20 protein-coding genes are annotated in these 20797 nt (G+C 72.3%); 10 read left to right on the plus strand and 10 right to left on the minus strand.

What is annotated here, in order from left to right:
• Window positions 1–3: 3 nt before the first annotated feature.
• Window positions 4–606, plus strand: coding sequence for a TetR/AcrR family transcriptional regulator (locus tag ACFZDL_RS10810; RefSeq protein WP_353594572.1), 603 nt, complete (start codon window positions 4–6; stop codon window positions 604–606).
• On the opposite strand, the gene ACFZDL_RS10815 is transcribed toward ACFZDL_RS10810, so the two are convergent.
• Window positions 607–1479 (minus strand): glycerophosphodiester phosphodiesterase, encoded by an 873-nt coding sequence (locus ACFZDL_RS10815; protein WP_353594571.1) that lies wholly within the window; start codon window positions 1477–1479, stop codon window positions 607–609.
• A gap of 167 nt (window positions 1480–1646) precedes the next feature.
• On the opposite strand from ACFZDL_RS10815, the gene ACFZDL_RS10820 reads away from it, so the two are divergent.
• Window positions 1647–2390: a bifunctional DNA primase/polymerase gene (locus ACFZDL_RS10820; RefSeq protein WP_353594570.1), complete on the plus strand. Its 744-nt coding sequence runs from the start codon at window positions 1647–1649 to the stop codon at window positions 2388–2390.
• Between the two features lie 100 nt (window positions 2391–2490).
• Here ACFZDL_RS10820 and ACFZDL_RS10825 read toward each other — a convergent pair whose 3' ends face one another.
• The 5 genes from ACFZDL_RS10825 to map form a co-directional block, all read right to left on the minus strand.
• The gene (locus tag ACFZDL_RS10825) at window positions 2491–3396 is read right to left on the minus strand and encodes a hypothetical protein (protein ID WP_353594569.1); all 906 of its coding nucleotides are present in this window, start codon (window positions 3394–3396) and stop codon (window positions 2491–2493) included.
• Window positions 3347–4324, minus strand: a complete 978-nt coding sequence (efeU, locus tag ACFZDL_RS10830; protein ID WP_353594568.1) for an iron uptake transporter permease EfeU — start codon at window positions 4322–4324, stop codon at window positions 3347–3349. Before efeU ends, ACFZDL_RS10825 begins: the two co-directional genes overlap by 50 nt.
• A 33-nt stretch (window positions 4325–4357) precedes the next feature.
• Window positions 4358–5704 (minus strand): iron uptake transporter deferrochelatase/peroxidase subunit, encoded by a 1347-nt coding sequence (efeB, locus tag ACFZDL_RS10835; RefSeq protein WP_353594567.1) that lies wholly within the window; start codon window positions 5702–5704, stop codon window positions 4358–4360.
• 14 nt (window positions 5705–5718) lie between these two features.
• Window positions 5719–6846: an iron uptake system protein EfeO gene (gene efeO, locus ACFZDL_RS10840; RefSeq protein ID WP_353594566.1), complete on the minus strand. Its 1128-nt coding sequence runs from the start codon at window positions 6844–6846 to the stop codon at window positions 5719–5721.
• A 157-nt stretch (window positions 6847–7003) separates the two neighbouring features.
• Window positions 7004–7861: a type I methionyl aminopeptidase gene (gene map, locus ACFZDL_RS10845; protein WP_353594565.1), complete on the minus strand. Its 858-nt coding sequence runs from the start codon at window positions 7859–7861 to the stop codon at window positions 7004–7006.
• A 73-nt stretch (window positions 7862–7934) separates the two neighbouring features.
• Here map and ACFZDL_RS10850 point away from each other — a divergent pair, with 73 nt between their 5' ends.
• Window positions 7935–8174 (plus strand): hypothetical protein, encoded by a 240-nt coding sequence (locus ACFZDL_RS10850; protein ID WP_353594564.1) that lies wholly within the window; start codon window positions 7935–7937, stop codon window positions 8172–8174.
• A gap of 54 nt (window positions 8175–8228) precedes the next feature.
• Here ACFZDL_RS10850 and ACFZDL_RS10855 read toward each other — a convergent pair whose 3' ends face one another.
• The 3 genes from ACFZDL_RS10855 to ACFZDL_RS10865 all read right to left on the minus strand — a co-directional run bounded on the left by ACFZDL_RS10855 (window position 8229) and on the right by ACFZDL_RS10865 (window position 10465).
• The gene (locus ACFZDL_RS10855; RefSeq protein ID WP_353594562.1) at window positions 8229–9542 is read right to left on the minus strand and encodes an MFS transporter; all 1314 of its coding nucleotides are present in this window, start codon (window positions 9540–9542) and stop codon (window positions 8229–8231) included.
• Window positions 9543–9607: 65 nt separating this feature from the next.
• Entirely contained in the window at window positions 9608–10213 is a 606-nt protein-coding gene (locus ACFZDL_RS10860; protein ID WP_353594561.1) for a hypothetical protein, read from the minus strand.
• 54 nt (window positions 10214–10267) lie between these two features.
• A complete protein-coding gene (locus ACFZDL_RS10865) occupies window positions 10268–10465 on the minus strand; it encodes a DUF5708 family protein (protein WP_353594560.1) in 198 nt (65 codons plus the stop codon).
• Between the two features lie 375 nt (window positions 10466–10840).
• Here ACFZDL_RS10865 and ACFZDL_RS10870 point away from each other — a divergent pair, with 375 nt between their 5' ends.
• From ACFZDL_RS10870 to ACFZDL_RS10895, 6 genes are all read left to right on the plus strand, one after another.
• Complete coding sequence (locus ACFZDL_RS10870) at window positions 10841–11953, plus strand: sialidase family protein (RefSeq protein ID WP_353594559.1); 1113 nt, start codon at window positions 10841–10843, stop codon at window positions 11951–11953.
• Window positions 11950–13305, plus strand: coding sequence for an extracellular solute-binding protein (locus ACFZDL_RS10875; protein ID WP_353594558.1), 1356 nt, complete (start codon window positions 11950–11952; stop codon window positions 13303–13305). The genes ACFZDL_RS10870 and ACFZDL_RS10875 overlap by 4 nt, the downstream gene beginning before the upstream one ends.
• A complete protein-coding gene (locus ACFZDL_RS10880; RefSeq protein WP_353594557.1) occupies window positions 13302–14240 on the plus strand; it encodes a sugar ABC transporter permease in 939 nt (312 codons plus the stop codon). Before ACFZDL_RS10875 ends, ACFZDL_RS10880 begins: the two co-directional genes overlap by 4 nt.
• Complete coding sequence (locus tag ACFZDL_RS10885) at window positions 14237–15175, plus strand: ABC transporter permease subunit (RefSeq protein ID WP_391190908.1); 939 nt, start codon at window positions 14237–14239, stop codon at window positions 15173–15175. The genes ACFZDL_RS10880 and ACFZDL_RS10885 overlap by 4 nt, the downstream gene beginning before the upstream one ends.
• Window positions 15176–15217: 42 nt before the next feature.
• Window positions 15218–15940, plus strand: a complete 723-nt coding sequence (gene npdG, locus ACFZDL_RS10890; RefSeq protein ID WP_353594555.1) for an NADPH-dependent F420 reductase — start codon at window positions 15218–15220, stop codon at window positions 15938–15940.
• A 113-nt stretch (window positions 15941–16053) separates the two neighbouring features.
• Window positions 16054–16257, plus strand: a complete 204-nt coding sequence (locus tag ACFZDL_RS10895; protein WP_353594554.1) for a hypothetical protein — start codon at window positions 16054–16056, stop codon at window positions 16255–16257.
• Window positions 16258–16264: 7 nt separating this feature from the next.
• On the opposite strand, the gene ACFZDL_RS10900 is transcribed toward ACFZDL_RS10895, so the two are convergent.
• Window positions 16265–17047, minus strand: a complete 783-nt coding sequence (locus tag ACFZDL_RS10900; protein WP_353594553.1) for a site-2 protease family protein — start codon at window positions 17045–17047, stop codon at window positions 16265–16267.
• A gap of 164 nt (window positions 17048–17211) precedes the next feature.
• Here ACFZDL_RS10900 and ACFZDL_RS10905 point away from each other — a divergent pair, with 164 nt between their 5' ends.
• On the plus strand, window positions 17212–20778 hold the full coding sequence (locus ACFZDL_RS10905; RefSeq protein WP_353594552.1) for a BTAD domain-containing putative transcriptional regulator: 3567 nt from the start codon (window positions 17212–17214) through the stop codon (window positions 20776–20778).
• Window positions 20779–20797: the final 19 nt, after the last annotated feature.

A 20797-nucleotide genomic window follows, 5' to 3' on the forward strand; every position in this document is an offset into this window, starting at 1 on the left:
GCCATGGCCGACAAAGCAGCGCCCGACTCCGCCCGCCGCAGCGAACGCTCACGCCGGGCGATCCTCGACGCGGCTCTGGAGCTCATCGGCGAGATCGGCTACCCCCGGCTCACCATCGAGGCCATCGCGGCCCGCGCCGGGGTCGGCAAGCAGACGATCTACCGCTGGTGGCCCTCCAAGGCCGCGGTGCTGCTGGACGCCTTCACCGCCCAGGGGGAGGCGCCCGAGGGCGGTGAGCCCGCGCTGCCCGACACCGGGGACCTGGAGGCGGACCTCAAGCTGGTGATGCGGACGGCCGTCGACCAGATGAACGCCCCCGCGTACGACCTGCCCGCCCGCGCGCTGACCGCCGAGGGTCTGGTCAACCCCGAGCTCGGCGCCCACTTCGTCGCCCGGGTGCTGGAGCCGGGGCTGCGGCTGCTCGCCGAGCGGCTGCGGGCCGCGCAGGAGGCCGGGCAGCTCGCGCGGGACGTCGACCCGGACGTCGTCGTCGAGCTGGTGTGCGGCCCGCTGACCCACCGCTGGCTGCTGCGCACCCATCCGCTCACCCACGCCCACGCGGACGCGGTGGTCGAGACGGCGCTCCGGGGGATCCTCAAGGGGTGATCAGTGCGCGGTCCGCGTCAGCAGCGTCGGCGCGTCCGTGATGATCCCCCCACAGCCCAGCCGCAGCATCCGGTCCCGCGCCGCCGGCGTGTTCACCGTGTGCGCCCACACCCGGCGTATGCCGGAGCCCACCGCCCGCCGCAGGTCCTTCGTCCGCGCCTGGTAGTCGATGTCCAGCAGGTTTACGAACCCCCGCCAGGCGCGGGGCCGGTCCTTGCGCAGCTGCGGCGCCGAGCGCCACAGCTGCGTCAGCAGCCCCAGCCGGTGGGCCTGCCGGGCCACCCGGAGGCGGTTGGTGTTGACGAAGACGGAGCGGGTCAGGCCGCGCTCGTGGATCATCGCGGACAGGCGGGGCAGGCTGTCGGGGTCCTTCGCCTCCACCATCAGCACCGTGCGTCCGCCGAAGCGGTCCAGCGCCTCGCCGACGGTCGGCGGCGCCTCGGGCAGCCACAGGCCGGGCAGATCGGGGCGCGGCCGCAGCCGTATGGACCGCCACTGGGCGGCGGTGAGCGACTTCACGGGGCCGGTCGAGTACGTCGTACGGTCCAGCGTCGCGTCGTGCATCACCACGAGCGTGCCGTCCCGCAGCATCCTGGTGTCGAAGTCCAGCACCGGGGCTGCGGCGCGCTCATAGGCGGCGGTCAGGCCGGACATGCTGTTCTCGGGGACTTCCAGGGCGCCGCCGCGGTGCGCCACATAGGTGATCGGCGGGAGCGAATCGGCGGTCGGGGACCCGCCGCGCCGCCCGGACGGGAGGGGCGGAACCGCGGTCGGCGCCGCGGGCCGTGCGGTGGCCGGTGCGGTGGTCGGCACAGCGGCCGGTACGGCCAGGGTGAGGACCGCTATACCAGTCAGTAGAGACCTCGTGACCATAAAGGGAACGCTAGGGGCGCCAGTTCGGTTATGCCTGATATCCGCACCCAGAGGGGGGTCCTGGGACCCCCGGATGCGGACACCGGCCACCTCCGGAGCAGGATGGTGGCAGCATTGGCAGCGTTGGCTCGGTATTCGGCGGTACCGGCGGGGAAGCGAGGCGGTAGATGGAACGCAAGGGCAGGTTCTCCCAGTGGCTGCGCCGACCGCGGAGCGGTGCGGGCGGCGACACGGGCACGGGGGCGGGCGCGGCAGGCGCCCGCGAGGATCTGCTCATGGCCGCTGCCGCCGCCGGGTTCCCGCTCGCCCCGGCCGCGCACCCCTCCGGTTATGGCTGTTCCTGTGACCGCATCGGCTGTCCGACCCCGGCCCGGCACCCCGTCTCCTTCGCCTGGCAGACGCAGGCGACCACCGACCCGGAGAAGGTCGCGCGGTGGCTGCGCGGCGATCCCGAGGCGAACTTCATCACCGCCACCGGCATGGCCCATGACGTGCTCGACGTGCCCGTGGCCGCCGGCCGGCTGGCCCTGGAGCGGCTGGGCGAGGCGGGTGTCGAGGTCGGCCCGGTCGCCACCACCAGCGCCGAGAGCCAGTTGGGGCAGGACCGGATGCTGTTCTTCACGGCCACCCGCGGCACGCCGGAGGACGAGGACGAGTGGTGGCCGTGCGAGCTGGACTGCCACCCCGAGACGATGGACGAGCACCCCGGGCTGCGCTGGCACTGCCGGGGCAGCTATGTGCTCCTGCCGCCCGCGCGGCTGCCGGGGGACGGCCGGGTGGCCTGGCTGCTCGGGCCGGAGCGGCCGCTGCCGGACCCGCTGTCGCTGCTGGAGTCGCTGACCGACGCGTGCGCCCGGTTCGCGGACGAGGGGCACGAGCACGAGTCGCACGCCTGGCCGATAGGACGGTGACGGGGCCCGTACGGTGACGGGGCCCGTACCGGGACGGGCAGGCCGACCGTCCGTACGGTGACGCGGCCGTACGCCGGTGACGAGGCCGGCCGCGCGTGCCCTACTCGCCCTTCGCCGCCGTCACGCCCTCCAGCCGGTTGAGGAACACCACCTTCGGGTCCGCCGCGTCCTTCGCCGGGACCCGTACCGCCGACTCCGACACCCGGGTCAAGGTCACCGACTTCTTCGCCTCGCCGGTCATCAGCGCCTTGATCTGCGGGGTGGGGTTGGGCCGGTAGCCCTTGGCCATGGTCTGCTTCTGCCGGTGGTGGGAGGTGAAGAAGACGAGCGCCCCGCCGTCGTTCAGGCGCAGCCCCACCGGGGCGTAGCGGGCGCCCTGCGCGGCCGTGTCGATGTACTCGGTCCAGAACTTGGGGGTGCGCAGGTACTTCTTCCGCCCGGTCCGCAGCCCCGATGTCGACTGGCCGTCCGCGAAGACCTCGCCCTTGCCCGTCATCAGATAGTCGGTGTACTCGGCGCTGAGCCTGTCCGGCCGCGTCGCCAGCTTGGGCGTGGCCCCCTCGGCCGGCACGGGCTTCGCCCAGCCGTCCTTGTCGAGTTGGAAGTCGGGCACCTCGTCCTGGCTGAGGATCGACAGATACGCGGCCTTCCACGGCTCGCCCGCGCCGGCCCGCGTGAAGACCAGCAGCCAGCGGTTGTCGTCGCGGTTGCTCTCGGTGTCGGCCACGAAGAACTTCGGCCAGCCGACCTGCTTGGGTATGACGTAGCGCGCGTCGCCCAGCCTCAGCGGCGGGTAACCGGGGTTCCCGCCGGGCTTTTCGGCGTGCTGCGCCTTCAGGTCGGCGGCGCTGATGTCGAGCAGCGGGCCGGTCTGGACCTGGCCCGCCAGCTCCGGATCGAGCTCGCGGTAGGACTTGTTGTAGACGTCAGTGAACCGCTTGAGCGCCTTGGGCGCCTCATCCTTCGCGATGGACGGGATGTTCTCCCGCTCGCCGTGCACCGTCATGCAGCCTGTCAGTGTCATCGCCAGCGTCACCGCCGCCGCTGCCGCGGCTGTCGGAACTGCGCACTGCCGACGCTGTGACCTGCGTGTCATCGGACCTGGGCTCCTTCGGGACTGCTCTGGACGGCGCAACCCTACCGGGGATCAGGAAGAAGGCGAGTGTGGGGACCAGATACAGCAGCCACACGCAGACCTGCAGAACGGTCGGGTCCGGCTGGAAGTTGAAGACGCCCTTGAGGAGGGTGCCGTACCAGGAGTCCGGCGGGATGGTGCCGCTGATGTCGAAGGCCAGGCTGTGCAGGCCGGGGACGAATTCCGCCTCCTGCAGGTCGTGGAAGCCGTACGCGAGCACGCCCGCCGCCACGACGACCAGCATGCCGCCGGTCCAGGTGAAGAACTTCGCCAGGTTGATCTTCAGCGCGCCGCGGTAGAACAGCCAGCCGAGCAACACCGCGGTGAGCAGCCCCAGGACCACCCCGATCAGCGGCTGAGACGTCCCGTCGTTGCTGGTCTGCACCGCCGCCCAGACGAAGAGCGCGGTCTCCAGGCCCTCGCGGCCCACCGCCAGGAAGGCGGTCACCACCAGCGCGCCGGTGCCCATCGCCAGCGCCGCGTCCAGCTTGCCGTGCAGCTCGGCCTTCAGGTGCCGGGCGGTGCGCCGCATCCAGAAGACCATCCAGGTCACCAGGGAGACCGCGACGATCGACAGCGAGCCGCCCAGCGCCTCCTGCGCCTTGAAGGTCAGCTCCTGCGAGCCGAACTGCAGCGCCGCGCCGAAGCCCAGGCTCACCGTCACCGCGACGCCGATGCCCAGCCAGACCGGCAGCAGCGCCTTACGGCGGTCGGTCTTGACCAGATAGGCGACGAGGATGCAGACGACGAGGCTGGCTTCCAGCCCTTCGCGCAGTCCGACCAGGTAGTTGCCGAACACGGGGTTGGCCTTTCTCTTCGCTTCTCGGGTCGCTCAGGTGAACAGCGCCCGTCCCCACCAGTCGTCCGCGTCGCGGACGCCCGGCGGGACGGCGAACAGCGCCGAACCCACGTGCTGGATGTACTCGTTGAGCGCGTCACCCCGCGCCAGGCGCTGCTGCACGGGGACGAACCCCTGCCGCACGTCCCGCTGGTACGCGAGGAAGAACAGCCCCGCGTCCAGCCGCCCCAGGCCGTCCGTGCCGTCGGTGAAGGAGTAGCCGCGGCGCAGGATCCGCACCCCGCCGTTGGAGTCCGGGTGGGCGAGGCGGACATGCGCGGTGGGCAGCATCGCCTTCAGGTTCGGCTCGTCGCGCTCGCGCGGCTTGCCGAGGGGCGCGCCCTCGCCCTTGGTGCGCCCGAAGACGTCCTCCTGCTCCTTCAGGGAGGTGCGGTCCCAGGTCTCGATGTGCATCCGGATGCGGCGGGCGACCAGGTACGAGCCGCCGACCATCCACGCCGGGCCGGTCTTGGCCCCCACCCACACGTGCTTGTCCAGGGCCGCGGAGTCGGTGCCCGCGATGTTCCGGGTGCCGTCCTTGAACCCCATCATGTTGCGCGGGGTCTGGGCGTCCGGCGTCGTCGAGGACGTCTTGCCGAAGCCCAGCTGCGACCAGCGGATCGCGACCTTGCCCATGCCGATGCGGGCCAGGTTGCGGATCGCGTGCACCGCCACCTGCGGGTCGTCCGCGCAGGCCTGGACGCACAGGTCGCCGCCGCTGCGCGCGGCGTCCAGGTTGTCGCCGGGGAAGGCGGGCAGTTCGATCAGGGCCTCCGGGCGGCGCCCGGCGAGGCCGAAGCGGTCCTTGCCCTTCTTGTCCTTGAAGAGGGTCGGCCCGACGCCGAAGGTGAGGGTCAGCCGGGACGGCTTGAGCCCCAGCGCCTCGCCGGTGTCGTCCGGCGGGGCCTCGGCGAGCCCGCCGACGGCGCCGCCGCCGACCGCGTGGCCCTGCGTCATCCGGGCGGCCGCCTTCGTCCACTCCTTCAGGAGCGCGATCAGCTCGTCGCGGTCGTCGGTGGTGACGTCGAAGGCCGCGAAGTGCAGCCGGTCCTGCACGGCGGTGGCGATCCCGGCCTGGTGCGCGCCGTAGAAGGGCACCGCGGCCCCGCTGTCGGCCACCGGCTGGGCGTCCTCGCCGGAGCCGCCGAGGGCGGCCGCGGCGCCCCCGCCCGCGGCGGCGCCCAGCGCGAGCCCGGCGCCGCCCCAGCCGAGCAGCGCGCGGCGCGAGGGGGCGGTGCGGCGCGCGGCGGTCCCGTCGGCGGTCTCGTCAGCGGTCTCGTCGGTCTGCGGGATGTCTTCGGACTGGTCGGTCTGAGGGATGTCTGCGGACTGGTCGGTCATGGTCGGCGCCGCCCCTACTTCGCCACGGCCGCGGCGAGCTTGGACAGCGGTTCGGCCAGGGCGTTGACCGCGTCCGACAGCTCCTTGCGCTTGGCCTCGCCGACGGTGTCGTACGACACGAACCCGTCGCCCTCGCGGTACTTGTCGAGCAGCTTCTTCACCGCGGCGAACTGCTTGTCCAGCTCCTTGGTCAGGGCCGGGCTGTTCTGCGAGGCCACCGGCTTGAGCAGCTGGTACGACTTCTCGGCGCCGTCGACATTGCCCTCGAAGTCGACCAGGTCGGTGTGGCTGTAGCGCTCCTCCTCGCCGGTGACCTTGCCGGTCTGCACCTCGTCGAGGAGTTCCTTGGCGCCGTTGGCCATGCCGGTGGGGGTGATGTCCGCCGTGCCGACCCGCTTCTGCCAGTCCTTGAGGTCCTTGATCAGCTGGTCGGCGAGGGTCTTGTCCTCGGCGGTGATCTTCTTGTCCTTCCACAGGGACTTCTCGAGCCGGTGCCAGCCGGTCCACTTCTGGCCCTTGTCCAGGCCGTCCTCGCGGAGGTCGACCTTCGGGTCGATGTCGCCGAAGGACTCGGCGACCGGCTCGGTGCGCTCCCAGCCGACGCGCGAGGGCGCGTACGCCTTCTTGGCGGCCTCCAGGTCGCCCTTCTTGATCGCGTCCGCGAAGGCCTGCGCCTTGGGCAGCGTCTCGTCGGCCTGGGCCTGGGCGTAGGCGCGGTAGTCGGCCACCGCCTTGTCCAGCTTCGGGTTCCGCTTGGCGACCTTGCCGCCGGTCACGGTCACCTTCTGCCGGATGCCGTGGCCCTTCATGCCGGGCTTGCAGGCGATCTCGTAGCTGCCCGCCTTGATCTCGGCGGTGATGCCGACCTTGAGGCCGGAGCCGATGTTCTCCCGCTCGGTGACGATCCGGTCGCCGGGCGCGTAGACGTACACCTCGGTCACCTTGGAGCCCTTGTTCTCCACCGCGAGCTTGACGTGCCCGGCCGGGAACGTGGTCTTGGAGACCTCGCACTTGTCGTCGGACGCCGTGATCCGGATCGCGTCGGAGCCCTTGGCGTCGGACTTCTCGGCGCAGCCGGACACGGCGGCCAGCGAAGCCACGGCCGCGACGGCGGTGACGGCGGAAGAGCGGGCGGCTCTCATAAAACGGACTCCAGTCGAGATCGGGCAGCATGCCACATGGCGGCATGTCGAGACAGGGGCCGGATAGGCCGCCCTAACTTAACTGAGGCTTACCTACCCGGCTCCAGCTCAGCCCCAAGAAACCGTAAGCTGAGAGTAAAAAATGAGTAATACGCCCCTATGGCAGGGTCAGAACCTCCGCGCCCGTGTCGGTCACCACGAGCGTGTGTTCGAACTGGGCCGTCCGCTTCCGGTCCTTGGTGACGACCGTCCAGCCGTCCTCCCACATGTCGTACTCGTAGGTGCCCAGCGTCAGCATCGGCTCGATCGTGAACGTCATGCCCGGCTTGATCTCGGTGGTGTGGTGCGGGCTGTCGTAGTGCGGGACGATCAGGCCGGAGTGGAAGGACGAGTTGATGCCGTGGCCGGTGAAGTCGCGGACCACGCCGTAGCCGAAGCGCTTGGCGTACGACTCGATGACGCGGCCGATGATGTTGATGCGGCGGCCCGGCTTGACCGCCTTGATCGCGCGGTTGAGGGACTCCCGGGTGCGCTCCACCAGCAGCCGCGACTCGTCGTCCACCTCGCCGCACAGATAGGTGGCGTTGGTGTCGCCGTGCACACCGCCGATGTACGCGGTCACGTCCAGGTTCACGATGTCGCCGTCGCGCAGCACGGTCGAGTCCGGGATGCCGTGGCAGATGACCTCGTTGACGGATGAGCACAGCGACTTGGGGAAGCCGCGGTAGCCCAGCGTCGAGGGGTACGCGCCGTGGTCGCACAGATACTCGTGCGCCACCCGGTCCAGCTCGTCCGTGGTGACCCCCGGCGCGATCCGGCTCGCGGCCTCCGCCATCGCCCGCGCGGCGATCCCGCCCGCGATCCGCATCCGCTCGATCGTTTCGGCGTCCTGGACCTCGGACCCCGTGTACGGCGTCGGGCCCTCTTTGCCGACGTACTCGGGTCGGGGGATCGCGGCGGGGACGGGGCGGGTGGGGGAGAGCTTTCCCGGGGCAAGAAGCGACTGGCCAGACATGTCAGCGAGTGTATCGGCGGCGCATCGGGCAGCATGGCGGGAAACAGGGAGAGACAAGGGCGGGAGGGCCGCGATGGCGCTGTTCGGGAAGCGGGCCGCGGGGAAGCCGGGCGAGTGGTACTACTGCATCAAGCACCAGAAGGTCGAGGAGGGCCCGGAATGCCGGGCCGCCGACCGGCTGGGGCCCTACCCGAGCCGCACCGAGGCCGAACACGCGGTGGAGCTGACCGCGGAGCGGAACGCGGAGTGGGAGACCGACCCGCGGTGGCGCGACGATCCCACGCGCGGCGAGGGCACGGGGGACGGCGGCTGACCCGCGCCCCGGGCCTACGGGGCCGCGCCCCGGGGGCGCTTCCGGCGCCGCGGCCTACGCCGCCGTCGGGGCCGGTGTCTCGCGGCGCTCGCGGACGCGGCGCGCGTGCTCGTCCGTCCGCGCGTCGTACGCCATGAGCCTCGGGAGGGCCAGCGCCAGCAGTCCGATGGACGCGACGCACGCGAGACCGCCGGTCCACACCGAGGCCCGCACGCCCACCAGCCCGGCCGTGCCGCCGGCCCGGACCTGGCCCAGCTGCGGGCCCGTCGAGTACGACAGCAGCTCGATGCCCGCCAGCCGGCCCCGCAGCTCGTCGGGGATCGTCTGGTTCCACATCGTCGAGCGGAACAGCCCGCTGACCATGTCGGCCCCGCCCGCCACGGTCAGGCACAGCAGCACCAGCCAGACGTTCGGCAGCCATCCCGCCACGGCCATCGCCGCGCCCCACAGCGCCGCGCTCAGCACGACCATCCGGCCGTGCCGGTGCACCCGTGAGGCCCAGCCGCTGGTCACGCTCACCACGATGGAGCCGACCGACCCGGCCGCGTACATCAGGCCGAGCGACCAGGGCGCGTCCAGTTCGTCGGCGAGGAAGGGGAAGATCGCGTTCGGGAACGCGAACAGCATGGCCGCCATGTCCACCGCGTACGTGCCCAGCAGCTCCTTGCGCCGCCAGGCGTAGCGCGCGCCTTCCGCGATCGCGCGCAGCGACGGCTTCTCCGCGTCGTGGGCGGGCGCCGCCGGGGTGAGGCCGAGCCCGAGGAGGACGGAGACGGCGAAGGTCAGCAGGTCCAGGCCGTAGGCGAACGGCAGCCCGGCGTACGCGACGACCACGCCCGCGAGCGAGGGGCCCGCGACGGCGGACAGCTGCCAGCGCATCGAGCTCAGCGCGGCGGCCGCGGTCAGCTGGTCGTGCGGGACGATACGGGCCGTGACCGCGTCGATCGCCGGGCGCTGCAGCCCGGTGAGCGCGCTGGTCAGGGCGGCCACGACATACAGCGGCCACAGCATGGGGTCGGGCAGCAGGCTGTTGGCCAGCAGCAGCGCGGACAGCAGGCCAAGCCCCGCCTCGGTGAGCAGGATCAGCTTCCGGCGGTCGACGGCGTCGGCGAGCGCCCCGCCGTACAGGCCGAAGACGACGAGCGGCACCAGCTCGACCGCGCCGATCGCGCCGACGGCGAGGGTCGACCCCGTCAACTCCTTGATCTGCAGCGGTAGCGCGACCATGGTCAGAAAGGTGCCGAAGGAGGTCACCAGGCCCGCGGTCCACAGCAGGCGGAAGTCGCGGGAGGAGCGCCAGGGCGCGAGATCGGGCAGCAGGGCGCGCCAACGCGCCCCCGGCGGCGGGGGATGCGGATCGTCCGTCACAAGGGGACATGCTCAAGTGCCGCCCGCACGGCCGACAAACGATTTATTCGCGCCAAGGCCGGTGATCACCAGGGCGCCGGCGGCGGGGCCGTCAGCTGTTCGGCCAGCCGGGCGAGGCGGTCGCGGAAGCGGTGACGGCCGCGCGGGGCGGGCAGGCCGTTCTCCCCGGCGGCCGCGCTGACCAGGTGCTGGAGGGTGTCCAGATCGAGGCCCGCGTCGGCCGGGGCGGCCAGCGCGTCATGCGCCAGGGCGTGCAGCTCGGCGTGGCCGCCGTCGAGGGCGAGCACGGTGGCCCCGCTCCGGCGCGCGTCGTGCACCCGCTCCAGCAGCCCGGCCCCCGGGTCGTCCGGCGCGACCACGAGCAGCGTCTCGCCGCGCCGGGCGCGCTCCAGCCGGGCCAGGCCGATGGCCAGATGCGCGGGGACCGCGCCGTCCGGGACCCGGTGGCGTACGAGGGTGGGGGACAGCTCGGGCAGACCGGACCAGGCGGCCTCGTCGTCGAGGTGCGCGGCCAGGTGCCAGGGCTCGTACTCCTCGCTGCCGACCAGCAGCAGCCCGCCCCCGCGCGGCCCGACCGAGGCCCGCAGGGACCCCGCGAACCGGCGGGTGGTCCGCAGCCATTCGGTCCCGGCGAGCACATCGCGCAGCAGCGCGACCCGTACGGCGTTCATGGCACCGGGATCCTGCCGTGGCGCGCGGGGCGGCGCGGGCGTATCGGCAGGGCCTCACCCCTTTGAGCGTTGTCCGGCCAGGCTCAAGTAGGAGCCGTAGAGCAGCTGTGCGCCGCCCCAGAACATCATCACGACCCCGATTTTGGTGAGGGTCACGACGGGGAGCTCGACGTCCCCGGTGAACAGCCACAGCGCCAGCCCGGCGACGAGGGTGACGCTCCCTTCGAGGAGCTGCTTGAGGGCTTTGGTCATCGTGGTGCGCGGTCCTTGGTCTTGGGGCGGGCGAACAACCTCACGCTATGAGCCGCTGTCTGACGGAACCTCGGCCCGGCGGACGAGATCCGTGGCGGCTCCCTGCATCCTTCGACGGATCCGCCGTGAAGTGTTCATGTGCCGTCCCTTGACGCTCTGTGAGACGAACCCTAAGGTCGCCGCACACAAGGGACGTCCTACGTCCGGTGATTTTGGCGGCGGCACTCGATTGCAACGGGGCATCGGACGGAACGAGCGTGTCTCGGGGCGCTGCGCGGGCTGGACTGAGGAGCCGCGCAGCGACGGAGGAGTGAGCAGTGACGAGGGAAGCCCGCGCGTAGAAGCGCCCCGAGACTGAGCGGGAAGAGGGGTCGGATGGCAAGCGGTGTGGCAGCGTGCGCGTACGAGGTCTCCGTGCCGTTCCGGGCGGGGGCCGGGGGGTATGCGAGCTACCGCATTCCGGCGGTGGTGGCGACGGCCTCCGGGGCGCTGCTGGCGTTCGCCGAGGGGCGGGTGGGGTCCTCCGCCGACCACGGGGACATCGACCTCGTCCTCAGGCGTTCGGCCGACGGCGGGCGCACCTGGGGGCCCTTACGCGTCGTCGCACAGAACGGCGGCGGTACGGCCGGGAATCCGGCGCCCGTGGTCACCGCCGGCGGCCGCGTCGTCCTGGTCCATGTGACCAGCGCCGCCAGCGCCACCGAGACCCTGATCCGGCGCGGCGAGGTGTCCGCCGCCGACGGCCGGCGGGTGTGGGTGACGTACAGCGACGACGACGGGGAGAGCTGGAGCGCGGCCCGGGAGATCACCGGCGAGGCGAAGCGGCCGGAGTGGCGCTGGTACGCCACCACGCCCGGCCACGCCCTGCGGTTACGGCACGGCCCCTGGGCGGGCCGGCTCGTCGTCCCCGGCAACCACTCGACGCCCCCGACCGCCGCCGGGGACACCGGGGCCGAGGGGAAGTACGACGGCGGACACGATCTGCTCAGCGACGACGACGGCGCCACCTGGCGGATCGGATACGTCGAGGACAACCCCGACGGATACATCAACGCCAACGAGACCAGCGCGGCCGAACTCCCCGACGGCCGCGTCTACTTCAACACCCGCAGCGACGCGAACGCGCCCGGCAACCGCGCCGACGCCCACTCGTCCGACGGCGGCGCGACCCTCGACACGCCCTTCAGGCCGCAGGCCGGGCTGGTCGCGCCGGTGGTCGAGGGCAGTGTGCTGCACCTCGGCGCCCCGGACGTACTGCTGTTCTCCGGGCCCGCCGACCCCGGCTACCGGGCCCTGATGACCGTGCGGACCAGCCGCGACGGCGGGGTCACCTGGCGGCCCGCGCACATTGTCGACGGGCTGCCGGCCGCCTACTCCGACCTGGTCAGGATCGATGAAGGGACCGTCGGACTGCTGTACGAGACCGGCGACTTCAGCGCCTACTCGACGATCACCTTCCGGCGCATTCCGGTGAAGGAGCTGGTATGAGCGAGACGCACCACCACAGTTCTCACGGGCCCCTGCAGGCCCCCGGGCGGCGCGCCGTCCTGGGCGGCGCGGCCGCCGTGGCGGCCGGGTTCGCCCTCGCGGGCTGTGGCTCGGACGACGGGGACGACGAGCCCAAGGCCCGCAAGAAGGGCGAGAAGATCAAGCTCACCTTCTGGTCCTGGGTGCCGGGCATCGACAAGCCCGTCGACCTGTGGAACAGGAAGAACCCCGAGGTGCAGGTCGAGGTCGAGAAGGTCTCGGCCGTGGACGGCGCGCAGTACGCGAAGATGCACGCCGCGATCAAGGCGGGCAACCCGCCGGACCTCGGCCAGATCGAGTATCCGGTCGTCCCCAGCTTCCTCATCGACAACGGACTGCTGGACCTCACCAAGTACGGGATCGACCAGTACAGGAACAAGTTCGTCGGCTGGCAGTGGCAGCAGTCGGTGTTCGGCAAGGCCGTCTACGCCGTACCGCAGGCGTCCGGCCCCATGGGCCTGTTCATCCGTCAGGACCTGTTCGACACGTGGGGCATCGAGCCGCCCACCACCTGGGACGAGTACGAGGCGGCGGCCAAGGCGATCCGCAAGAAGGGCGCGTGGATCGAGACCTTCTCGGCGACCAACGGAAACCGCTTCGCGGGCCTGGCCTGGCAGGCCGGGGCGCGCTGGTTCGGCTCCGAGGGCGACACCTGGCTCGTGTCCATCGACGACGAGCCCACCCGCAAGGTCGCCGACTACTGGGAGGCGCTGGTCAAGCAGAAGCTGATCAAGACCATCCCGGACCGGCAGAACGCCTGGTACAAGGACGTCCAGACCGGCGCGATGGCTTCTTGGCTCGGCGCCAGCTGGGGCGATGCGCTGCTGGTCGGCAACGCCCCCAAGACCAGCGGGAAGTGGCGGGTCGTGGCCATGCCGCAGTGGAAGAAGGGCGACGGGGCGTTCGCCAACTGGGGCGGCTCCACCACCGCGGTCTTCGCCAAGAGCAAGTATCCCGAGGACGCGGTGAAGTTCGCGGTCTGGCTCAACACCGACCCCGAGTCGATCAAGCTCCTCATCGACAACGGCTACGGCACCCCCGCCGCCAAGCAGGGCTACGCCACCTCCCAGCTGGATGTGCACAAGGACTTCTTCGGCGGCCAGGAGTACAGCAAGGTGTTCGACGCCGCGAGCAAGGGCGTGGACACCAGTTGGCGGTGGGGCCCGGCCACCGACACTCTCTACCAGCGGCTCGGCGACGCCTTCACCGCGGCCCTCGGCGACGGCGGTTCCTTCCGGTCCGTGCTGAAGAAGGTGCAGAGCGAGACGATCACCGACCTCAAGGAAAAGGGACTGCAGGTGAAGGCCGGGTGAGACGCCCCACCCGCACCGAGGCCCGCAGCGCACGGGCGGCGGCCGGATTTCTGCTGCCCTTCCTCGCGCTGTTCCTGCTGTGCTTCGTCGCGCCCATCGGATACGCCCTGTACGAGAGCCTGCTGAAGGTCGAGCGCACCGGCACGCTCGGCCTCGGCGGCGAGACCAAAGAGGTCTGGTCGGGCCTGGCCAACTACACGCACGCGCTGGAGGACGACCGCTTCACCGCCGGATTCGGCCGGGTGCTGCTGTTCGGCGCCGTCCAGATCCCGGTGATGATCGTGCTGGCCACCGGGCTCGCGCTGCTGCTCGAGGCGGCCTCCGCCCGCTGGGTCGGCTTCTTCCGGACGGCCTTCTTCCTGCCGTACGGGGTGCCCGGCGTCATCGCCTCGATCCTGTGGGGCTTCCTGTACGTACCGGGCATCAGCCCGCTGGTGGAGATGGCCCACTCCGCCGGCTGGGACGTGGACTTCCTGTCCCGGGGCACCGTGCTGTGGTCCATCGCCAACATCGTCACCTGGCAGTTCACCGGCTACAACATGCTGGTGCTGATCGCCCAGCTGAAGGCCGTGCCCGGGGAGCTGTACGAGGCGGCGCGCATCGACGGGGCCAGGGCCTGGCAGATCGCCTGGCACATCAAGCTGCCGCTGATCCGGCCCGCGCTCGTGCTGACCACCGTCTTCAGCATCATCGGCACCCTCCAGCTGTTCTCCGAACCCAAGGTGCTCAAACCGCTCAGCAACTCCATCGACTCCGGCTACACACCCAACCTTGCCGCCTACAACGAGGCGTTCACCAGCAACAACCAGCACATCGCGGCGGCCGAGGCGGTGCTGCTCGCGCTCGTCGCCTGTGTGCTGTCCTTCGGCTTCCTCAGGCTCGTGGGACAGCGAGAGCCCAAAGGCTCCAAGGGGAAGGGCGGGACGAGCAGGTGAGCACCCAGGTCACCCAGCAGATCCCGGCGGACGGCACCCCGGCGCCGGGCACCGGGAAGAGCGAGCCGCGCCGTCCCGGCCGCCGGGACGGCCGGCAGCCGCCGCTGCGCTACCGCATCATCACCTTCTCGCTGCTCGCCGTCGCGGCCGTCTACTTCCTGGTCCCGGTCTACTGGCTCGTGGTGTCGTCGACCAAGTCCAGCAGCGACCTCTTCGGCACCTTCGGCTTCTGGTTCCACGATCCGCACCCCATCGACTATCTGCACCGGGTGCTGACCTACGACGACGGCATCTACGTCCGCTGGTTCGCCAACAGCCTGCTGTACGCGGGCGTCGGGGCGCTGGCCGCCACCCTGCTGTCGGCCGCCGCCGGCTATGCCCTGGCCAAGTTCCCCTTCCCCGGGCGGGAGGGCGTCTTCAACGTCATCCTCGCCGGGGTGCTCATCCCGGGCACCGCGCTCGCCCTCCCGCTGTATCTCCTGTTCAGCGAGATGGGGTTCGCCAACACCTACGCGGCGGTGCTGCTGCCCAGCGTGGTCAGCCCCTTCGGGGTCTATCTGTGCCGGATCTACGCGGCCGCCGCCGTGCCCGACTCGCTGCTGGAGGCGGCGCGGATTGACGGCGCGGGCGAGGTGCGGATCTTCTCCACGCTCGGGCTCCGGCTGATGACCCCGGCTCTGGTGACCGTCTTCCTGTTCCAGTTCGTGCACATCTGGAACAACTTCCTCCTGCCGCTGGTGATGCTCTCGGACTCCGATCTGTATCCGATCCAGCTGGGGCTCACCTCCTGGCAGGGGTACGCGGACCGGCAGCCCGAGCTCTACCAGTACACGGTCGGCGGCGCCTTCCTGTCCGTACTGCCGCTGATGGTCCTGATGGGGGTTCTGCAGCGGTACTGGCGCACCGGGCTCACGGAGGGCAGCGTCAAGGCCTGACCGGGGCGTGTCCGTATCGCCGGACGTGTCAATATCGCAGTTATGACTACTGCTGATGACGCGACTCCCGCGAAGAAGGCCCCGGCCAAGGACCCCTGGGACCTGCCCGATGTGTCCGACCTGGTCGTCGGAGTGCTCGGCGGCACCGGCGACCAGGGGCGCGGCCTGGCGTACCGGCTGGCCCGGGTGGGCCAGAAGGTGATCATCGGCTCCCGGGCCGCGGAGCGGGCGCGCACCGCGGCCGAGGAGCTGGGCGGCGCGGAGTACGGCATCGAGGGCGCGGAGAACGCCGAGTGCGCGCGGCGCAGCGACATCGTGATCGTCGCCGTGCCGTGGGAGGGCCATGCTCAGCTCCTGGAGGCGCTGCGCGAGGAGCTGAGCGGCAAGCTCGTCGTCGACTGTGTGAACCCGCTCGGCTTCGACAAGAAGGGCGCCTACGCGCTCAAGCCCGAGGAGGGCAGCGCCGCCGAGCAGGCCGCCGCCCTGCTGCCCGACTCGCGGGTGACCGCCGCCTTCCACCATCTGTCGGCGGTGCTGCTGCAGGACCCGGAGGTCGAGCGGATCGACACGGATGTGATGGTGCTGGGCGAGAGCCGCGCCGACACGGACCTGGTGCAGGCGCTGGCGGGCCGGATCCCTGGGATGCGGGGCGTGTTCGCGGGGCGGCTGCGCAACGCCCACCAGGTCGAATCGCTGGTCGCCAACCTGATCTCGGCGAACCGCCGCTACAAGGCGCACGCGGGCCTGCGGATCACGGACGTCTGACCGGCGACTGACCGACGTCCGACCGGGGCCGCGGGCCGGGGCCGCGGACCCGGGGAACGGGGCATGGGGGACAATGTCCGGGACTGACACATCCCCGGACAGGAGCCGACCCCATGCCCCGACTGGCCCTCTACGCCCTCGCCGTCTGCGTCCTCGCCGTCGTCGCGGCGGTCGTGTCTTTCTCGCAGGGCAGCTGGATCGGCGTCGTGTGGATCCTGCTCGCGGGCATCTCGTCCAACATGACCTGGTACTACCTGCGCAAGGACAAGATGGACCGGGCCGCCGCCGGGGAGGGCGCCCGGGAGGCCTCGGTCTGATACAGCTCTAGTACAGCTGGGGCTCGCCCTTCCAGAACCGGAAGAACTCCTGGCCCCAGCTCGTCTCCCACGCCGAGACGCCCAGGGCCCGCATCACCGCGTCGATGGCGTCGAAGAAGACCTCGTTGACCTCCGGTATCCACAGCACACCGAACACCGCGATCAGGCCGAACGGCGCGTACGGCTCCACCTGCCGCCGTACGCGGTACGACAGCCACGGCTCGATCACCCCGTACCCGTCGAGCCCCGGGACCGGGAGGAAGTTCAAGATGGCCGCGGTGACCTGCAGCATCGCCAGGAACGCCAGCGCGTAGCGGAACACCTCGGGCACGCCGTCCACCCCGAGCCAGAACAGCGCGGTCAGCACGATGGCGAACGCGACATTCGTCAGCGGCCCGGCGGCCGAGATCAGGCTGTGCTTCCAGCGGCCGCGGATGCGGTGCCGCTTGATGAACACCGCCCCGCCGGGGAGGCCGATCCCGCCCATGATCACGAAGAGCACGGGCAGCACGATGCTCAGCGCCACATGCGTGTACTTCAGCGGGTTGAGGGTCAGATAGCCCTTCGCCCCGATCGAGATGTCACCGCCGTGCAGCGCGGTGCGCGCATGGGCGTACTCGTGCAGGCACAGCGACACGATCCAGCCGGAGACCACGAAGAGGAAGACCGCGAAGCCGGGGCTCGCCGAGAAGTCCGTCCACACCGCCCATCCGGACACGCCCATGATCGCGACCAGGCCGAGGAACACGGGGCTGATCTGCCGATTGCGGCGGCTGACTGCGGTGGCCATGCGTGATGTCTCTCCGTGGGGCGGTGCGGTCGGGGGCGCGGTGCGGTGCGGTGCGGGGCGGGGCGGTGATCGGGAAACGTCGAGCGGGGTGCCGGGAGTTCCGGGCCGATGCTAGGGGCGAACAGCTGAGCGGACCAGCCGCCGCCGTGCATGACAATAGGGCGGTGCGCTACGCCATACTCGGCACCACCCAGGCCCGACGCGACGACGGCACCCCCCTCGCGCTCGGGGGCACCCGTCTGCGCGCGCTGCTGACCGTACTGGCGCTCCACCCCGGCCGGGCGCACACCACCGGCGCGCTGATCGAGGACGTCTGGGACGCCGATCCGCCCGCCGACGGGAACGGCGCGCTGCAGGCCCTCGTCGGCCGGCTCCGCAGGGCCCTCGGCAAGGACGCGGTGGGCTCGGTCCCCGGCGGCTACCGGCTGTGCGCCGACCGCGACGACGTCGATCTGCACCGCTTCGAACGCCTCGTGGACGAGGGGGCCAGGGCCCTGGACGAGGGCGACCCGGCCAAGGCCGCGGCCGTCCTCGACGACGCCCTCGCCCTGTGGCGCGGCCCGGCCCTCGCCGACCTGCCCGGCGGCGGCTCGGCGGCGGCCCGGGCCGAGGCCCGACGCCTGGACGCCCGCCGCTTGCGGATCGCGGCCGACCTCGCCCTCGGCCGGGCCGAGCAGGCCCTGCCGCGGCTCGCCGAGGTGTGCGCCGCCCATCCCCTCGACGAGCCCCTGCACGCCCTGCGGATCCGCGCCCTGCGCGACGCGGGCCGCCCGGCGGAGGCGCTGACCGCGTACGAGGCGATCCGCGCCGAGATCGCCGACCGGCTCGGCGCGGACCCCGGCCCCGCCCTGCGCGCGCTCCACGCCGAACTGCTGGACCCGACGCCGCCGGGTCCCCCCGGACCGGCGACGGCCCGGCCGCCCGCGGGGCCCGGCGCGCCTGGCGCGCTTGGGGTTTCCGTGGTGCCCGGCGCGCCCGCGGCGTCCGCGGGGCCGCCCGGTGCGCCCGCCGTATCCGGCGCATCCGCCGTATCCCCGGCATCTGCCGCACTCGTGGCGCCGGGCGGAGGCGGCGCACCGCCCCGCCCGTCCGGTGCGCGGCCCGGGGTGCGGGGCGGCACTCTGCAGACCCGGCTGACCAGCTTCGTCGGCCGGGAGGCGGACCTCGGTGTGCTGCGCGCCGACCTGGCCGGGCAGCACCGGCTCATCACCCTCCTCGGGCCCGGTGGGGCCGGGAAGACGCGGCTGTCGCAGGAGGTCGCCGAGTCGGTGGTGGACCTCTGGCCGGACGGCGTCTGGCTGGCCGAGCTGGCGCCCGTGGACGACCCGGGGACCGTGCCGGAGACGGTGCTCACCGCGCTCGGCGCGCGCCAGACCGTCATCCGCGGCACCGCCGCGGAAGGGCTGCGGGCCGCGACCGACCCCACCACGTTCGACCCGCTGACGCGGCTCGTGGAGCACTGTGCGCCGCGCCGCATGCTGATCGTCCTCGACAACTGCGAACACCTCGTCGACGCCGCGGCCCGGCTCGCCGAGACCCTGCTCACCCGCTGCCCCGGCGTCACCGTCCTGGCCACCAGCCGGGAACCGCTGGCCGTCCCGGGCGAGCTGGTGCGCCCCGTCGATCCGCTGCCGGACCCCGTCGCGCTGCGGCTGCTCCAGGACCGGGGCGCGGCGGCCCGGCCAGGCTTCCGGGTGGAGGACGACCCGGCGGCCTGCGCCGAGATCTGCCGCAGGCTCGACGGCCTGCCGCTGGCCATCGAGCTGGCCGCGGCGCGGCTGCGGCTGCTCACCCCGCGTCAGCTCGCCGACCGGCTCGACGACCGCTTCCGCCTGCTGACCAGCGGCAGCCGCACCGTGCTGCCCCGCCAGCAGACGCTGCGCGCGGTCGTCGACTGGTCCTGGGACCTGCTCGACGAGCGGGAGCGCACCGTGCTGCGCCGGCTGTCGGTCTTCGCGGGCGGCTGTGACCTGGCCGCAGCCGAGGCGGTGTGCGGGGACCCGGCCGACGGGGGCAACGGAGACGACGGAGACCACGGGGCCGTCGGAGACAACGGGGCTGGCGGGACCGGCGCGGCCGGGCGCCCCGGCGCGGTCGACCCCCTCGACGTCACCGGCCTGCTCGGCTCGCTCGTCGACAAGTCCCTGGTCGTCGCCGCCCCCGACGCGGCGGGCGGGATGCGCTACCGGCTGCTGGAGACCGTCGCCGAGTACGCCGCGCAGCGGCTGGAACAGGCCGGGGAGCGCCCGGCGGTCGAGCGGCGCCACCTGGTCGCCTACCGGGAGCTGGCCCGCACCGCCGACCCCCTGCTGCGCGGCCGGGAGCAGCGCGTATGGCTGGACCGGCTGGAGGTGGAGCACGACAATCTGCGGGCCGCGCTGCGCCGCGCCGTCGCCGCGCGCGACGAGCACGAGGCGCTGTGCCTGGTGCTCTCGCTCAGCTGGTTCTGGCAGCTGCGCGGCCACCGCGGCGATGCGCGCCAGTGGTCGGCCGCCGCCGCGGCGCTCGGCCCCAACCCCTTCGCGCCGCCCGTGGCCCCGGTGCCCCCGCTGTTCTCGGCCTCCACGGACCGGCCGCCGCCCATGCCGCCCGATCTGCTGGAGGAGGCACGGCGCGGGGTGCGGCTGGTCGGGCTGGCCAACATCGAAGGCGACATGCGGAAGGTGGGCGGCGCGGAGGCGCAGCGCGAGCTGCAGGGGATCATCTCCGCCTACCGCCCCGGGCTGCCGCAGAACTGCCGCGTACCGGGCTTCATGTGGTTCTACGCCGTGCTGCTCACGGGCGACTTCGCGCTGTTGCGGGAGATCGTCGAAGAGGGGGTGCGCAGCTGTCGGAAGCTCGGCTACGAGTGGGAGACCGCGTTGATCCTGCAGCTGCGCGCCAAGCTCCTCAGCGACCGGGTGGAGGCGACCGACGAGGCGCGGCGGGACGCCGACGAGAGCCTGGAGATCTTCACCCGGCTCGGGGACGCGTGGGGCGTGGCCGAGGCCCTGTCCGGCCGCGGCGAGCTGCTGGAGCAGCGTGGCGAGAGCGAGGCGGCCGCCGCCGACTACCGCGCGGCGATCGGCTGCGCCGAGCGGCTGGGCGCCCTGTCGCAGGTGTCGCTGCTGCGGGCCCGGCTGGCCGGGGTCATGGTCGAGAGCGGGTCGGCGGCCGAGGCCGCCGAGGGCGAGCGGATCCTGCGCGAGGTGGTGCGGCAGGGGCAGCACATGGACTCCGAGGCGCTGGCGTACGCCCGGCTGCACCTCGCCATGCGGTGCGGCAACAAGGGAGCCACCCAGGAGGCGCGGGTCCTCCTGGAGCAGGTGATGGAGGTGTTCGACCAGCGCGCGCTGGACCTCTTCCAGGGGCTGGTGAAGGGGATGATCGGCTGGCTGGAGCTGCTGGAGGGACGGCCCCAGGACGCCCTGACCACGCTGCGGGGAGCCCTGGCCAGGGGCGCCGATCCGCTGGCCCGGATGATCGCGCCGCAGATGCAGGCCGTCAACATCCTGACCGGCGCCCGGGCGCTGGCCGCGCTGGGCGGCGCGGCGCACGCAGAGACCGCGGCGCGGCTGCTCGGCGCCTATGACGCGCTGCGGCCGGCCGGCTACCTCGTCACGAGCATGGAGATCACCAACCGCGAGACGACTCGGGCCGCGGCGCGGGACCTGCTGGGCGACGCGGCGTACGAGCGCGCGTACACCGAGGGCGGCGGCCTGTCCCTGGAGGAGGCCACCGCCCTCGTATGAGGTGGGTGGATATGCGGCG

It is taken from the genome of Streptomyces sp. NPDC007917 (assembly GCF_042959105.1).
Taxonomy (GTDB): Bacteria; Actinomycetota; Actinomycetes; order Streptomycetales; family Streptomycetaceae; genus Streptomyces.